Source organism: Mycobacterium sp. 1165196.3 (genome assembly GCF_001673415.1).
GTDB classification, from domain to species: domain Bacteria; phylum Actinomycetota; class Actinomycetes; order Mycobacteriales; family Mycobacteriaceae; genus Mycobacterium; species Mycobacterium europaeum_A.
Map to the genome: position 1 here is coordinate 21,953 of NZ_LZLU01000016.1, position 15,009 is coordinate 36,961.

At 65.7% G+C, this 15,009-nt stretch carries 13 protein-coding genes; 5 read left to right on the top strand and 8 right to left on the bottom strand.

The window, feature by feature from the left end; genetic code table 11:
* Positions 1-9 precede the first annotated feature (9 nt).
* Together A5659_RS01960 and A5659_RS01965 are read left to right on the top strand one after the other, a co-directional pair.
* Positions 10-1,215, top strand: a complete 1,206-nt coding sequence (locus A5659_RS01960; protein WP_067179046.1) for an amidohydrolase family protein — start codon at positions 10-12, stop codon at positions 1,213-1,215.
* A 63-nt stretch (positions 1,216-1,278) separates the two neighbouring features.
* Positions 1,279-1,644: a hypothetical protein gene (locus tag A5659_RS01965; RefSeq protein WP_066866614.1), complete on the top strand. Its 366-nt coding sequence runs from the start codon at positions 1,279-1,281 to the stop codon at positions 1,642-1,644.
* On the opposite strand, the gene A5659_RS01970 is transcribed toward A5659_RS01965, so the two are convergent.
* Genes A5659_RS01970 through A5659_RS01980 form a run of 3 tightly spaced genes read right to left on the bottom strand, consistent with a single transcriptional unit; the run spans position 1,595 to position 3,920 of the window.
* On the bottom strand, positions 1,595-1,915 hold the full coding sequence (locus A5659_RS01970) for a hypothetical protein (RefSeq protein ID WP_066866611.1): 321 nt from the start codon (positions 1,913-1,915) through the stop codon (positions 1,595-1,597). The two genes, A5659_RS01965 and A5659_RS01970, sit on opposite strands and share 50 nt — an antisense overlap.
* A 1-nt stretch (position 1,916) precedes the next feature.
* Positions 1,917-3,407 (bottom strand): molybdopterin-dependent oxidoreductase, encoded by a 1,491-nt coding sequence (locus A5659_RS01975; protein ID WP_067179048.1) that lies wholly within the window; start codon positions 3,405-3,407, stop codon positions 1,917-1,919.
* Between the two features lie 12 nt (positions 3,408-3,419).
* Positions 3,420-3,920, bottom strand: coding sequence for an oxidoreductase (locus A5659_RS01980; protein WP_067179051.1), 501 nt, complete (start codon positions 3,918-3,920; stop codon positions 3,420-3,422).
* Positions 3,921-4,180: 260 nt separating this feature from the next.
* Here A5659_RS01980 and A5659_RS01985 point away from each other — a divergent pair, with 260 nt between their 5' ends.
* Entirely contained in the window at positions 4,181-6,148 is a 1,968-nt protein-coding gene (locus A5659_RS01985; protein ID WP_066877662.1) for a SpoIIE family protein phosphatase, read from the top strand.
* On the opposite strand, the gene A5659_RS01990 is transcribed toward A5659_RS01985, so the two are convergent.
* The 3 genes from A5659_RS01990 to A5659_RS02000 form a co-directional block, all read right to left on the bottom strand.
* On the bottom strand, positions 6,145-7,389 hold the full coding sequence (locus tag A5659_RS01990) for an acyl-CoA dehydrogenase family protein (protein WP_067179053.1): 1,245 nt from the start codon (positions 7,387-7,389) through the stop codon (positions 6,145-6,147). The genes A5659_RS01985 and A5659_RS01990 overlap by 4 nt on opposite strands.
* Positions 7,390-7,399: 10 nt before the next feature.
* Complete coding sequence (locus A5659_RS01995) at positions 7,400-8,542, bottom strand: acyl-CoA dehydrogenase family protein (RefSeq protein WP_067179055.1); 1,143 nt, start codon at positions 8,540-8,542, stop codon at positions 7,400-7,402.
* Between the two features lie 222 nt (positions 8,543-8,764).
* Positions 8,765-9,724: an alpha/beta hydrolase gene (locus A5659_RS02000; protein ID WP_066866601.1), complete on the bottom strand. Its 960-nt coding sequence runs from the start codon at positions 9,722-9,724 to the stop codon at positions 8,765-8,767.
* A gap of 296 nt (positions 9,725-10,020) precedes the next feature.
* Between A5659_RS02000 and A5659_RS02005 the strand changes: the two genes are divergently transcribed.
* A complete protein-coding gene (locus A5659_RS02005) occupies positions 10,021-11,253 on the top strand; it encodes a cytochrome P450 (protein ID WP_066866600.1) in 1,233 nt (410 codons plus the stop codon).
* Complete coding sequence (locus A5659_RS02010; RefSeq protein ID WP_066866597.1) at positions 11,250-12,407, top strand: Zn-dependent alcohol dehydrogenase; 1,158 nt, start codon at positions 11,250-11,252, stop codon at positions 12,405-12,407. The genes A5659_RS02005 and A5659_RS02010 overlap by 4 nt, the downstream gene beginning before the upstream one ends.
* A gap of 10 nt (positions 12,408-12,417) precedes the next feature.
* Here the strand turns inward: A5659_RS02010 and A5659_RS02015 are convergent, their stop codons facing one another.
* Both A5659_RS02015 and A5659_RS02020 read right to left on the bottom strand, forming a co-directional pair.
* Complete coding sequence (locus A5659_RS02015) at positions 12,418-14,322, bottom strand: YhgE/Pip domain-containing protein (protein ID WP_067179057.1); 1,905 nt, start codon at positions 14,320-14,322, stop codon at positions 12,418-12,420.
* 3 nt (positions 14,323-14,325) lie between these two features.
* Entirely contained in the window at positions 14,326-15,003 is a 678-nt protein-coding gene (locus A5659_RS02020) for a hypothetical protein (protein ID WP_066866593.1), read from the bottom strand.
* Between the last annotated feature and the right edge of the window lie 6 nt (positions 15,004-15,009).

A 15,009-nucleotide genomic window follows, 5' to 3' on the forward strand; every position in this document is an offset into this window, starting at 1 on the left:
GAGATCGCCATGCCGTCCCGGGAACTGCCCTTCCCCGTCTTCGACGCGGACAACCACATGTACGAGCCGCAGGAAGCGCTGACCAAATTCCTGCCGGAAAAGCGCAAAAACGTCATCGACTACGTCCAGGTACGCGGCCGCACCAAGATCGTGGTGCGCGGGCACATCAGCGAATACATCCCGAACCCGACGTTCGAAGTGGTGGCTCGCCCGGGCGCACAGGAGGACTACTTCCGCAACGGCTCACAGGGCAAGAGCTACCGCGAAATCCTCGGCGAGCCAATGAAGGCCATCCCCGCCTTCCGCGAACCGAGTGCGCGCCTGGAGGTTATGGACGAGCTCGGCATCGACTTCGCGCTGATGTTCCCGACCCTGGCCAGCCTGGTCGAAGAGCGCATGAAGGACGACCCGGAGATGACCCACGACGTCATCCACGCGCTCAACGAGTGGATGTACGAGCAGTGGTCGTTCAACTATAAGGACCGCATCTTCGCCACCCCGGTGATCACGTTGCCGATCGTCGACCGCGCGCTCGAGGAGCTTCAGTGGTGCCTCGAGCGCGGCGCGCGCACGGTGCTGGTCCGCCCGGCGCCGGTGCCCGGTTACCGCGGCAGCCGGTCGTTCGGCCTCGAAGAGTTCGACCCGTTCTGGCAGGCCTGCGTGCGCGCCGAAATCCCCGTCTCCATGCACGCCTCGGACAGCGGTTACTCGGAGCTGCTCAACATCTGGGAACCCGGCGACGAATTCCTGCCCTTCAAGCCGACCGCCTTCCGCAGCCTGGCCATGGGTCACCGCCCCATCGAGGACGCGTTTGGCGCCCTGATCTGTCACGGCGCGCTGACCCGCAACCCCGACCTGCGCATCCTGTCCATCGAGAACGGCGCCGACTGGGTGCCCAACCTGTTCAAGGGCCTCAAGGGCGTCTACAAGAAGATGCCGCAGGCCTTCAACGAGGACCCGATCGAGACGTTCAAGCGCTGCGTCTACGTCAGCCCGTTCTGGGAGGACCGGTTCACCGAGATCGTCAACATGGTCGGCACCGACCGGGTGGTCTTCGGATCCGACTGGCCGCACCCCGAGGGCCTCAAAGACCCGATCACCTTCGTCGACGAACTCGCCGAGTTCAGCGATGAGGACAAGGCAAAGATCATGGGCGGCAACCTGATGAAGCTCATGAAGGTCTCGGCGCCCGCCAAGAAGCCGGTCTCGGCGTAGTCGCTTAACTGACCGCTCGCCGGGCCCCGTGTAGCGGGGCCGACGTTGGGTACTCGTCGAGGCGTGGCACCGCACGATGGGACGCCGGTCAATATCGACGACGACGTCGCGTTTCTCACCGAGCAGATCGACGCGCTCAAGCGACTCGGACAGCGTGACGACGTCGACGATGAAGAGGTCTACGACCTCAACATCCGGTGGGGCACCGCCCTCGCGGGACGGCTGCCGCGCGTGGCGCACTACAGTTCGCTGGGCCAACTCGGCGAGGACGATCAGCGGCGGTTCGGTTCGCTGTGCGATCAGCTACGCGAGTTATCGCCTCTGATAGAGCGATTCGATCTGACCCGGCCGAAGCTTCCCGGATCCAACGAGGGCCAGGCTAGCGGGGGTCATGCTTGGAAGCGTCCGTGGCGCCTGGCGCGTAGGTGAGAAAGTCCTTGTCGGACAATCTGATCGCGGTCCGTGGCTTCGCGCAGTCCGGATTGCGACAGGTCAGCGCGACCAGGTAGGCGTCGGCGTCCTCATTCAGAAACAGGTAACCCAGGTAGAGGGCGTCGCCCACGGCGAAATCCGTTGCGCCGCAGGCTTCACAATGTCCGCCCTTGGCGGTGACTTGCTTCAGGACGCGATGTCGGGCCACCGAATCCAAGCTGATCAGCTCGGGACGTACCCCGACCCCCTCGGTCGCCGTGTCGGTCATCTCAGATTTCCACGTCCTTGTCGTAGTACACGCGGTCTTCGCGCCAGCCTCCGGTACCCATGCCGATGCCGGCGTAGTCCTCGACGAACTCGATCTGATTGATCCACTTGGCCATCTTGAATCCCACTTGGGTTTCCACCCGCAGACGCAACGGCGCGCCGTGCTGGATCGGCAAAGGCGTGCCGTTCATTTCGTACGCCAGCAGGGTCTGCGGCTTGTCGGCGAACTCGAGGTCAAGCACCTCGTAGAATTGGCCTCCGCCGTGCGACGCCGGCTCGTCGGTGCTGTTGTCCTGCATGGTCAGGAAGCAGACGTAGCGCGCCTGGGGCAGCGGCCGCACCAAGTCCACCAGCTGACGCAGATGGACTCCGGTCCACTGGCCGATGCTGGTCCAACCTTGGACGCAATTGTGCATCACGCATTGGGTTTCCGACTCGGCGAGGGCCCGCAGCGCGCTCAGGTCCAGGATCACCGGGTTTTCCACCAGTCCACCGACCCGCAGTCGCCAGTCCACGAAGTTGTGCACCGCCATCACCTTATATTCCGTGCTGGTGGGCGGCTTTCCGTTGACGCGGTGTTGCTTTGAGATCTTGTGGGCCGGATAGTTCTGTCGTGAATTGAGCGGCCGCAACAGCAGACGACGAGTGGCGGTGACCACCGCCCCCAGCACCCGCTGCACGGACCGCGGGTTGCGCAGGCTCCAAATCGTGGCCGCCACATGGATGCCGATGATCGCCGCAATGATCATCAGTGAGATCGCGGTCGACCAGTAGGTGTTGCGAACGGCGCCGAAAATCATTGCCGCGGTGAGCCGGCCCCAACCCCAAAAGAAAATCATCGACAGGTGAATCGCGATGAAGACCAGGAAGGCGACCAGACCCAAGAAGTGCAAGCTGCGCGCCCATTGGCGACCGCCCCACATCTGCACGTACCACGGGAACCGCGCCTCGATCGCCGGCGACTGAGCGGCCCCGGTCAGGATCTGAAACGGCGCAAGGATGAAGACGACTCCCGCGTACGTCAGCTTCTGCATGGCGTCCAGCGGCTCGCCGGGCAGCACCGGCGGAAGGTTGAACGACAGATACGTGACGATGTCGTCCCACGCTTCGGGGAAAATCGACCATGACGAGGGCCAGTAGCGGTGCCATTGGCCGGTGGCGAACAACAGGATGTAGTACGACAGGCCCAGCAGGATCCAGCCGATCACCACGAAGAAGTGCCAGTGGCGGCCCACGCCCAGCTGCGCGCGGCCGGGCAGCGAGATGAACGGGCTGTAGTCCTCTTCTTCGTCAAGGGTGTCGTAGATCCTGTCCCGCGGCATGAACTTCCGGGTAAAGCGGGCCCACTCCGAGCCCGGCTTGCTGTCGTCGTGCCAGTACAACTTCGGGTGGGTGGCCAGGATCTCGAGACCACTGCGCAGGATCAGCGTCACGAAAAGCACGTTCAGCCAATGATCGATGCGCAGCCATACCGGATAGTCCAACGTCGTCATGCTCGGGCCCCGTCAGTCATACCACTGCTGGCTGTGCGGATAGGCCACGTTGATGCCCGACAGCACGGTCGTGTGCACGGCGATGAAAGCCGCCGCGCACACCATCGCCAGCGTTCCCGGCGCGAAGTCCCATCGGGCGGTCACCGCTTCCAATCCCGGCGGGCCGATCCACCGGGTGAGGACATACACGATGAGAAAGGCCGAGCAAATCAGGCTGCCGAAATACCAACCGCCTTGGGGCACTGAGGGTTTGATGCCGATCAGCATGGCGCTCGCGGCGATTAGGCAGGCGGCCGCCAAAGCGGCGACGTACGCGGCGAAATACCCGGGCAGGTACGGCCGGCTGGCCAGCACGTAGACATGCACCGCAACCAGGCCCGTCAGCAACGCCCCGCCCAGCGCGGTCACCGCACAGGGCAGGTTGAATGCCACCCAGCCGTTCAAGGTGAGCACTGGTGACGTCAGCAGGCGCCGCCAGAGCGCCGTCGCGCGTCGAGCAACGAGATCGGCCACGACAGCGAGGTACCCGCGCCAAACCGGCGCAAACGGAGCCGTTTACGCGTCAGGGGCCGCGATCTTCGCAGACGTCAATTGCATTTGCCAACCGAATTAGCCGACACAATTCACAGCGGTAACCAAACCGTTGCATTACGCAGCCAAGAACCATTGCTAATGTGAACAACTACGTGTGCAAATTGGGTCAACCCATTGACCCGGTTTTCGAGTCGGCCCTTGGTTGGCGGGCCGCTCGGGGCTGCTAGGAGGACGGCCAGATGGTGGCCGAAAAAGACTGGGACAGAACTGTCGGTGCGGCAGAGGACGTGCGCCGCGTCTTCGAGAACGTTCCCGCGCTGTTGGTCGGGCTCGAGGGGCCCGACCACCGATTTGTCGCGGTCAACGCGGCGTACCGCACACTCAGTCCGCCAATCGACTCCATTGGGCTATTTGTGCGCGACATCTATCCCGAGCTGGAGAGCCAAGAAATCCTGCACATGTTCGACCGGGTATATCAAACGGGCGAGCCACAGTCGGGCACGGAATGGCGGGTCCAGGCCGACTTCGACGGCGCGGGGCAGGCACAGGAACATTTCTTCGACTTCATCGTCACGCCGCGCCGGGCGGAGGACGGCTCGATCGAAGGCGTGCAGCTTGCCTTCGTCGACGTCACCAGCCGCGTGCAGACGCGAATGGCCGACGAAGCGCGCCTCGAGGAACTCTCCGAGCGGTACCGCAACGTCCGCGATTCCGCCACCGTCATGCAGCAGGCACTACTGGCACCCTCAGTGCCCGTCACTCCCGGCGCAGACGTGACCGCACAGTACCTCGTCGCCGCGGAGGACACCGCGGCCGGCGGCGACTGGTTCGACGCGATACCCCTCGGCGACCGGCTGGTGCTCGTCGTCGGTGACGTCGTCGGCCATGGCGTCAAAGCGGCCGCGGCGATGTCGCAACTGCGCACCGCGCTGCGGATGCAGGTCGTCGCGGGATATCCGATCGCCGAAGCGCTCGAGGCCGTCGACCGATTCCGCAAGCACGTCCCCGGATCCAACACGGCCACAATCTGCGTCGGCTCCCTGGACTTCGCCGCCGGCGAATTCCGGTACTGCACCGCGGGACACCCGCCGCCGCTGCTGGTGACGGCGGACGCCACCGCGCGCTATCTCGAGCCGTCGGGCGCGGGACCCCTCGGCAGCGGCACCGGTTTTCCGGTGCGCACCGAATTCCTCGACGTGGGCGACTCGATCCTGCTCTATACCGACGGTTTGATCGAAAGACCCGGCCGGCCACTGGGCGCCAGCACCGCCGAATTCGCCGAGCTGGCCGCGAACATCGCCGGCGGACAACGCGGGTTCGTCATCGAATCCTCGCAACGGGCAATCGACCGCATCTGTTCGGAGACACTGGAATTGCTGCTGCGGTCGACCGGCTACAGCGACGACGTGACACTCCTTGCGGCACAACGCCGGACGCCGCCCGCGCCGCTGCACCTGACACTGGACGCGACGATCCGTGCGGCGCGCATGGTACGCACCCGCCTGCGCCAATGGTTGTCGGAGGTGGGCGCCGACGCGGACGACATCTCCGATGTGGTGCACGCGATCTCGGAGTTCGTCGAAAACGCGGTCGAGCACGGGTATGCGACCGAGGTCACCGACGGCGTTGTGGTGGAGGCGACGCTGTCCGGCGATGGCAGCCTGCACGCCTCGGTGAGCGACCGCGGCCGGTGGAAGGATCACCGCGAGGGCGAGACGGGGCGTGGTCGCGGCCTCGCCATGGCCGAGGCCCTGGTGTCGGAGGCGCACGTCCGCCACGGAGCCGAGGGAACGACCGCCAGTCTGACGCACCGACTCTCGCGACCGGCGAGTTTCGTCACCGATTCCGTGATCAGCCGGGCGGCCGAGCGGCGCACGTTCAACGCGGAATTCGCCTCCGAGGTCAGCGAACCGGGCCGCATCGTCGTCAGCGGCGACGTCGACTCGAACACCGCATCCATCCTGGACCGTCAGATCGCCGTCGAAAGCCGTTCCGGCGTCGCACCATTGACGGTCGACCTCAGTGCCGTCACCCACCTGGGATCGGCGGGCGTCAGCGCACTGGCCGCCGCCCGCGGGCGGGCCCAGCGGCAAGGCAGTGAATACGTGTTGGTGGCCCCGCCGGGCAGCCCGGCACACCATGTCTTGTCACTGGTCCAGATCCCGGTGGTGAGCGGCCTCGCCGAGAACCTCGTCGCCGAGGGTTAAGCCCGGTCGGCCCTGTCGCCGTGCCGCACCTGGTTGAACGGCACCCCGCGGTCGGCGGCGTATTCCCGCGGGAAGCCCAGCACCCGCTCGCCGATGACGTTGCGGGCCATCTCGGTGGTGCCGCCGCCGATGGCGACGGTCTGCCGGGACAAATAGCGCAGACCCGTTTCGAGTCCGGCGCCCGGTTCCCCGACGACTCCGGCACTTCCCGCGATCGCCAGCGCCGTGTCGACATCGGTCGTCGTGGTCTCGGAGTGAAACAGCCGGATGAGCGTCCCGGCGGCCGGCGGCAGCGCGCCGTCTCTGACGCTGCGGTACACGTGACCGATCAGTTGCTCGGCCACCGCGCGGTGCACCAGGGCGCGACCGGCCATCTCCTGCACGCGTTCGTCGTCGGCCTGTCCGGTCTTCTCCGCAAGGGCCACGTAGTCGACCGGAATCGCGTTGCCGCCCTCGCTGCCACCGCCGCTGGCGAACTCGGACCCCTGCCCCACCGCTCGGCGCTCGTGATAGAGCTGCCGCGAGGCCACCGCCCAGCCGCCGTTGACCTCGCCGACGACGGCGTCGTCTCCCACGTCGACACCGTCGAGGAACTCCTCGCAGAATTCGCTGGAACCGCTGAGCATCGTGATGTGCCGCAACGTGATTCCCGGATGCGCGATGGGCACCAGGAACATCGTCAGGCCCTCGTGCTTGGGCACCTCCCAATTGGTGCGGGCCAGACACAGGCCGTAATCGGCGGCGAACGCACTCGTGCTCCAGGTCTTGGCGCCGTTGATGATCCAACGATCGCCGCGGCGCTCGGCGCGGGTGAGGACGCCGGCCAGATCCGATCCGCCGCTGGGTTCGCTCAACAACTGCACCAGCACCTCCTCGCCGCGCAGCGCGGCGGCGATGTGCTGCTTCTTCTGGTCTTCACTGCCGGTGTCGAGCAGCGTGGCGCAGCAGATGGTGAACGTCGGGGTGTTGAGGATCAACGGCATCTCGTAGTCGAGGGATTCGACGTCGAAGGCCTTTTGGTATTCGTAGTCCAGCCCGAGGCCGCCGTACTCGCGGGGGAAGCAGATCCCGGCGAACCCGCCGTCGTACAACCGCTTTTGCAGTTCCCGGGCCCGCAACCACGACCGTTCGTCGTCACGCAGCGCGGCCGGTGGGGCCTCGCGGTCGATGGCGGGCATGTTGGCCGCGAGCCATGCCCTGGCCCGGGCGGCGAACTGCGCAACAGACTCGGTTGATGTCATCTCGTCTTCATCATTTCGCCGAACGACCCGCCTTCTCGAACTCGTACACGCGCAGATTGTGTTCCTCCGGCGTGCCGAACATGCTGCGGTACAACGTGATTCGACGCAGGTACAGGTGCAGGTCGTGTTCCCAGGTGACACCGATGCCACCGTGCATCTGCACACAGGCCTGGACGATCTGGCCCGCCATCTCTCCCACGTAGGACTTGGCGATGCTGGCCGACAGGTTCGCTTGCGGCGCGCGGGCCGCCACGTCGGCGACGGCCGCCGAGGTGGTGGCGCGACAGGCTTCCAGCCAGAGCTTCATGTCGGCGAACTTGTGTTTGAGGGCCTGGTAGGACGCCAGCGGACGACCGAACGTGTGCCGGTCGAGTGCCCACTGCACGGTGAAGTCGAACACCGTCTGCAGAGCGCCGACCACCTCGGCGCATTGCAGCACCTGAGCGATCTGGCTCTGTCGCTCGACGAGCACCGCCGCCTCGTCGGCGGTGCCGACGGCCGCGGAGTGCGGCACCACGACCCCGTCGAAGTGCACACGGGCGTATTGCTTGACCAGATCGACCGACTGCTGGGGTTCGATCCGGACGCCAGGGGCGTCCGTCGGGACCAGGAACTGACGGATCTGCGCGCCGCTGCGCGCCACCACGAGCAGCACCACACTCTGGGCGCCCGCCTCGACGCGGTCCTTGCTGCCGTCGATGCGGTAACCGGAGTCGGTCTCGGTGGCCGTCACCGAGGGATTCAGCGGTGCCCAACCCTGCCCCGGCTCACACACCGCCCACGACGCCACGGTTTCACCGGAGACCAGCGCCTCGATGGTGTCGGCGTGCTCGCCGGAATTTGCGCACTCGACAAGGCCGGCGAGCACGGTGCTGACCGGATACAGCGGCCCTGGCGCCACGGTCTTCCCGAGTTGTTCGGCGACCGTGGCCAGGTCGGCGAAGCCGTTCCCCGACACGCTTCCGCCGCCCAACTCCTCCGGGACCAACAGCGCGGTCCAGCCGAGCTCCGCGGCGCGCCGCCACCATGCGGGGTCGAACGAGGTGCCCTCGGCGTGCAGCTCCCGCACCCGGCGCAGCGGCGCTTCCTTGTCCAAAAAGGCCTGGGTGGTCGAGGTGAAAAGAATCTTTTCCGGAGAGTCGAGGGTCGTCATGGTGCCGAGGGGATCCTTCTTGACATTCGATCGCTGCGGCTGCAACGGAAACGGTTTGAGTGTTTGATCATCCGCCCGATCGGTCCTCGGTTGGCTGGCGTTTCTGATGTTAGCAACGCGCAATACGGTAAGAGATACCGGAGCTCAGTCGGTATGAATGGGGACGGGCACGCCCTCCGGTGAGTCCGCCTCGTCGCCCGGCATCACCCGGGCGCGGCTGCGCTACATGGCGAACACGCGGCGCAGGGCCTGCGCATGCAGCGCCCGATTCTCCTGGGAAACAATCCAATCCGGCACCATCGAGTCGAAGCCGTTGAAGGTCGCGGCGATCACATGCAATTCGGTATGGACGTATGCGTGCAACAGCCGGTTGGCGTAGTCGATGGCCTCGTCGCGACAGGGATCGATCTCGGAGCAGCTGACGAACGTCGGCGGCAGGCCTTCGAGGTTGGCGCGGTGCGCCGGCACGTGCTGACCGTTGGCGCTGGCGTGGCCGAGGTAGTGGTTCCACGCCCGGCTCACCGCCGGACCGTTGAGGCCGGGGGTCCGCTGGAATTCCCGACGTGAGGGCGTGGCGTCGGAATCGAGCATCGGCTGGTGCAGGATCTGCATCAGAATCGCCGGACCTTCCTGGTCGAACATGCGCTGGGTCAGTCCCGCGACCAGCGCCGCACCGGCGTCGCGGCCCATTACCGCGATGCGGGCGGCGTCGGCATCCAGCTCCGCGCTGTTGTCGACCGCGTAGCGCAAGGCCGCTTCGACGTCGTCGAGCGCCGCCGGGCACGGATGTTCCGGCGCGAGCCGGTAGTCGACCGAAACAACCAGGCAGCCGCCGTCACGGGCGAGCTCCACGCAGTGCGCGTGGTCGGTCTCCAGGTTTCCGGTGACGAACCCGCCGCCGTGGGCGTAGATCACCACTGGCGCGGCGGATTCGGTGTGGCCGCGATACAACCGCAGCTCCAGTTGCTGACCGTCCGGGCCGGCGATGGATCGGGAGTCGATGGACACGCCGGTGGTGTCTGCCGACGCGGCGCGCTGGGTGGCCAGCAGGTTGGCGTGTTCACGCTCGGCCGGCAGCGTCTCGGCGCGGAATTCGAAGGCACCCAACGCCACGGCGGCGTCGCGCAGCACCGGATCGATGCGAGTGAGGCCGTGTGGCCGGGCCAGATTCGTCTGTGTCATGTCCACTCATTTTTCGGGCTCGTCGGGCGGGCTCATCGGCGGTTTCGGAAGGTAGGCCTTACCGGAAACCATCTTCAAGGTAGACCCGCGTTTTCGGGGGTCGACACACGCGGTGCTCGTCGCGGGGGAACGTGCCAGGCGTCGCAGTGCGACGGAAAGCGTCCGAGCCATTGGGCTACGTTGCTATCTATACTATGATAGCTATTTTCCGCTCGGTTCCACCCGCCGTGGACTTCGCGGGCACTCGCTTTTGGTCCGCGTGAACGGCCTTATCGGTTGTCTCAGGAGGAGCGCTGATGACGCTCAGCACTGGCCCGAACGGTCAGCCCGTCGTACCTGCATTGGATTTCACCGGCGAAACCAGCCCCTATCCCTTCTTTGAGCACATGCGCCACACCGACCCGGTATGGCACGGTTCCCTGGGCGATAACAGCCAGTTGCCAGAAGAGCTGCGGCCCAACGACGAATGGGTCCTGTTCGGTTACGACGGTGTCTCGCAAGCTTTTCGCGACGACCGCGTCTTCACCTCGGCCGCGTACGACAAGACGATCGGGCTGGTGATGGGACACACCATCCTGGCGATGGGCGGCAGGGAACACCACGACCACCGCAACCTGGTGGCCAAAGCGTTCCGCGCGACGGCGCTGGAGCGCTGGGAGCCGAAGGTCATCGGGCCGGTCTGCGACCAACTCGTCGACGAAATCAAGAACGACGGTCACGCCGATTTGGTGAAGGCGGTGACCTTCGAATTTCCCACCAGAATCATCTCGACGCTGCTCGGGCTGCCCGCCGAGGATCTCGACCTGTTCCGGCGTCTGTCCCTCGACCTGATCTCGATCCCCACCGACATCGTGGCGGGATTGAACGCCGCCACCGAGCTCTACGACTACTTCCTCAAACAAGTCGAACAGCGCCGGCGCAAGCTGACCGATGACATCATCGGCGACCTGGTTGCCGCCGAGATCGACGGGGAAAAGCTCACCGACGAGGCCATCATCGCCTTCTTGCGGTTGTTGTTGCCGGCCGGCTTGGAGACCACCTATCGCTCGTCGGGCAATCTGTTGTACCTGTTACTCACCCATCCCGAACAGCTGGCCATGGTGTATCAGGATCGGTCGCTGATACCGATGGCGATCGAGGAAGGCCTGCGGTACGAGACGCCCCTGACCATGGTCATGCGCACCACGACCGAAGAGGTCGAAATCGGCGGCAAGACAATCCCGGCCGAGGCGCAGATCGACATGTGTATGGGTTCGGCCAATCGCGACGAGAGCCGCTGGACCGATCCGAACACCTTCGACATTCGCCGGCCGCGCCAGTCCCACATCGCCTTCGCCGGCGGTATCCACATGTGCCTCGGCATGCACCTGGCCCGGCTGGAAACGCGCGTCATGCTGAACAGCCTGTTCGACCGCGTCGAACGGCTGGCGTTCGTGCCCGACGACGGAACCGGCGAGGAATCCAGGATCGTCGGGCTCACCTTCCGGTCGCCGAACAAGCTTCCGGTCACGTTCGCCCCCGCCACATGAGAAGCCGCGCGGCGATCCTGCACGACGTCGGCGGGCCGTGGTCCGTCGAGGAATTCGAGCTCGATCCCCCCAAGGCCGGCGAGGTCCTGGTACAGATGGCAGCCGCCGGCCTGTGCCATTCCGACGACCACATCCTCAAGGGCGACATGTCGGCGCCCAATGAGGTGATGCGATCCATGGGGCTGCCGACCATGTTCCCGACGATCGGCGGTCACGAGGGATCTGGCATCGTGCGTGAGGTCGGCCCCGGCGTCACCGACTTCGCGCCGGGTGATCACGTGGTGATGTCGTTCGTCGCCGTGTGCGGCCAATGCCGTTGGTGCGCCAGCGGAATCGAATACCTCTGCGATGTCGGCATCGGCACCATGATCCCGGGGATGCCGACCGACGGCACCTTCCGCCACCACACCGCCGACGGCCGCAGCCTCGGCCACATCGCCAAGATCGGCGCATTCGCCGAACACACTGTGGTGTCGACGAATTCACTGGTGAAGATCGAGCAACACCTGCCGCTGACGTCGAGCGCGCTGCTGTCCTGTGCCATCCCAACCGGTTACGGCTCCGTCGCCAACCGGTCGAACATGCGCGCCGGGGACACCGTCGCGGTGATCGGTGTCGGCGGGATCGGGACGGGCGCGATCCAGGGCGCCCGGATCAACGGCGCCGCCCAGATCGTGGCCGTCGACCCGGTGGACTTCAAGCAGAAATCGGCGCTGCAGTTCGGCGCCACGCACACCGCGGCGACGATCGACGAGGCGCTGGACCTGGTGCGCGGCCTGACCTACGGAGTGATGGCCGACGCGGTGGTGGTCTCGCCGTCGCTGATCACTCCGGCAGACGTACGCGACGCGGTGAAGCTCACCCGCAAGGGGGGCACCTGCGTGCTCACCGGCATGACCTCGCAGTTGACCCGGTCGGTCAAGATCGACCTGCAGGACTTCATCCTGATGAACAAGACGTTGGCGGGCACCATATTCGGCTCGTGCAACCCCAAGGCGGACATCTCCAGGCTGGCCAAACTTTATGAGACGGGCCAGCTCCAGCTCGACGAGATGATCACCAAGCGCTATCGCCTCGACGAGGTCAACGACGCCTACGACGATTTGCTCAACGGCAGAATCGTGCGGGGCATCATCGATTTCGGGATCTGCTGAACCACGCCGGCTATATCTTGATCGCGGGAATCAGCCTGCTGAGATTCCAGAGCCGGTCTCTGCGCGCCGACAGGCACGAGATCGCCAGTGCGACAGCCGTTATCCCGGCCAGCACCGTGATCGCCTGCCATAGCCGGGCGTCGACACCACCGAGTATCAGCTGCCGGAGTCCGTTCACGCCGTAGGTCATCGGGTCGAAGCGGTGCAGGATCTGGAACGGCCGCGAAGTGGTCTCCACGGGGTACAAGCCGCCCGCGCTGACGAGCTGCAACATGAGCAGGGCCATGATCAGCACCCGGCCCACCGCCGGACCAACCAGCGCATTGATGGCTTGCGTGGCGGCCACGAACGCGGCGGAAATCAGCATCATGAACCCCAGCATGGCCGCCGGGTGCACCGCGTGCACACCGAGAGCGAACCGGACCACGCAGTAGAGAATGGCGGCCTGGAATACCGCGATCGCGGCGGCGGGCAGGTAGCTGGCGAGCACCACGCGGATCGCGAGCACCTCCGCGGCGATCGCGCGAGTCTGCAAGGGCCGCAGCACCATCCACAGCACCAAGGCGCCGAAGAACAGCGCGAGCGTCAGGAAGAAGGGAGCCATCCCGGTGCCGAAGTTGGGCGCGGCGTTCTCATGTGAAGCCTCGAGTTGCACCGGACCGCCGATGGTGTCGGCGACCGCATCCTTTTGCTGGCTTGTCCAGTTGGGTACCTGCTTGGCCCCCTCGGCGAGTTTGGTCGCCAGCTCGGCCGATCCCGTTTTGAGCTGGCGCGCGCCGTCGTCGAGCTTGCCGATGCCGCCGGCCAATTCGGCGTTACCGGTAGCGACTTGCTGGGCCCCGTCGCGCAGTTGGGTGAGCTTGTTCGTCAACTCCTGTCCCTTACCGCCGACCTGGTCGAGAGCCGACGCGAGCGGACTGCCCGGGTTGCGCAATCCCGATGTCATGGCGATCGCCGCGTTCTGCGCATCGGTGAGCTGCTGGCGGATCTGGGGCGTGAACTGGTGGCCCCGCAGCTGATCCTGGATGCCGCGCAGGTTGTTCGCCAGCGGATCCTGTCGGGCGGAGAGCTGATCGATCACCGATGACAGCGAGCTCGCGGCGGCGTCCTGCGCCGCGGCGATGGTGCCGAGCTGATCGTTGGCCTGCGCAAGCGCGGTGGCACCCTGTTGCAATTGCTGCGTGCTGCCACCGATTTGGGACACCGCCTTGGTCACCGCGAGCAGCGGGTCGGTGGCCTGGTTGATTCCGTCTGACAGTTGCTTGGCACCGGCGGCAAGCGTCGCCGAGCCGGACCGCGCGCTGTCCAGGCCGGCTACCAGCTGACCGGCACCGTCATCGAGTCGGGCCGCCCCGTCCGCGGCCTGCTTGATACCCGATCCCGACGAAACCACCACCGACAACATCTGATTGACGGCCTGTCCCGAGATCCGGCTGGATACGGCGTTGAGTACCTGGCCGATGGCGGTACGGCCGATACTCGTCGAGATGTAGTTGTTGGCGTCGTTGTAGACGGCGATCAGGTTGGCCTTCTTCGGTTGCCCGGTCACCGGCGACGCGATCGCCGCGCTGAAGTCCGGCGGCAGCTCGACCATGAAGTAGTACTTACCGTGGTCGACTCCGTTGCGCGCCTCGGCTAAGTCCACGACGTGCCAGTCCAGGCCGCCGTCCGCGGTCAGGCTCTTGGCGATCTCCGCGCCGGCGTTGAACTGCTGCCCGGACACGACGGCGCCACGGTCGGAGTTGACCAGCGCCACCGGCATCTTGTTGGTGTGGCCGAACGGATCCCAGAACGCCCAGAGGTAAAGCGCCCCGTACACCAGGGGTAACAGCATCAGTACGACGATGGCCACGCGCGTCAATCGGCTACGGCCGAAGCGTTTGATCTCTGAGCCAAAGGCGAGTCCAGCCAGCATCTTTCAGCCCTCTCCGGTCAGGATGCGGTGATCGTGTAGTTCGTGGTCGGGTGCGTCCGTGCCGAGCGGGTTGGTCACCCCGACGACGACGGTGCGCTGTCTCGCGATCACGCCGAGCCGGTCGGCGGCGATCGTTCGCCGGGAATTGTCCCGAACCTGTTCGAGGTCGCCGACCACCAGGATCGGACGGTTCGACAGCAACGCCAGCGTGATTCGCAGCAAGAACAGTTCGAGGTCTGACAGTTCGACGATGTAGGTGTCGTTCGACGGCGGGGCCATCTCGCCGAAGACCTCGGTGAGCTCGGCCGGACCCGATTGCAGCGGCACCGATGAATACCACGGCGCCAGCCACCGGCGCTGCTCGGCGAGCACTGTCCCCACGGTCACCGAATCCTCCAGGTCATCGATGTCATCGAAGGCCGCGATGGAGCACTGCCGGCGAATCGCGCGCGGGGTTGTCTCGCCGAGGACGGTGAGCGTGCCGTGGCTCGGCTTGAAACGCCCCGCGAGTGTCAGCAGCAGGGTGGTCTGCCCGTGCCCGCCGGGCATCTGGATCGCGTGAAAACCCGGCGTCAGGGTCAGGTCGACCCCCGAGAACAACGGCCCGTGCTCACCGTCGACCCCCAATCCGGTGGCGGTGATGACCGGTGCGATGTCGTCCGGTTCGTCCTTGGCATCCATGGTGTG

Coding starts and splice junctions, on each gene's coding strand:
- A5659_RS01960 (WP_067179046.1), top strand. CDS start 10: ATGCCGTCCCGGGAACTGCCCTTCCCCGTCTTCGACGCGGACAACCAC.
- A5659_RS01970 (WP_066866611.1), bottom strand. CDS start 1,915: ATGACCGACACGGCGACCGAGGGGGTCGGGGTACGTCCCGAGCTGATC.
- A5659_RS01975 (WP_067179048.1), bottom strand. CDS start 3,407: ATGACGACGTTGGACTATCCGGTATGGCTGCGCATCGATCATTGGCTG.
- A5659_RS01985 (WP_066877662.1), top strand. CDS start 4,181: ATGGTGGCCGAAAAAGACTGGGACAGAACTGTCGGTGCGGCAGAGGAC.
- A5659_RS01990 (WP_067179053.1), bottom strand. CDS start 7,389: ATGACATCAACCGAGTCTGTTGCGCAGTTCGCCGCCCGGGCCAGGGCA.
- A5659_RS01995 (WP_067179055.1), bottom strand. CDS start 8,542: ATGACGACCCTCGACTCTCCGGAAAAGATTCTTTTCACCTCGACCACC.
- A5659_RS02000 (WP_066866601.1), bottom strand. CDS start 9,724: ATGACACAGACGAATCTGGCCCGGCCACACGGCCTCACTCGCATCGAT.
- A5659_RS02005 (WP_066866600.1), top strand. CDS start 10,021: ATGACGCTCAGCACTGGCCCGAACGGTCAGCCCGTCGTACCTGCATTG.
- A5659_RS02010 (WP_066866597.1), top strand. CDS start 11,250: ATGAGAAGCCGCGCGGCGATCCTGCACGACGTCGGCGGGCCGTGGTCC.
- A5659_RS02015 (WP_067179057.1), bottom strand. CDS start 14,322: ATGCTGGCTGGACTCGCCTTTGGCTCAGAGATCAAACGCTTCGGCCGT.
- A5659_RS02020 (WP_066866593.1), bottom strand. CDS start 15,003: ATGGATGCCAAGGACGAACCGGACGACATCGCACCGGTCATCACCGCC.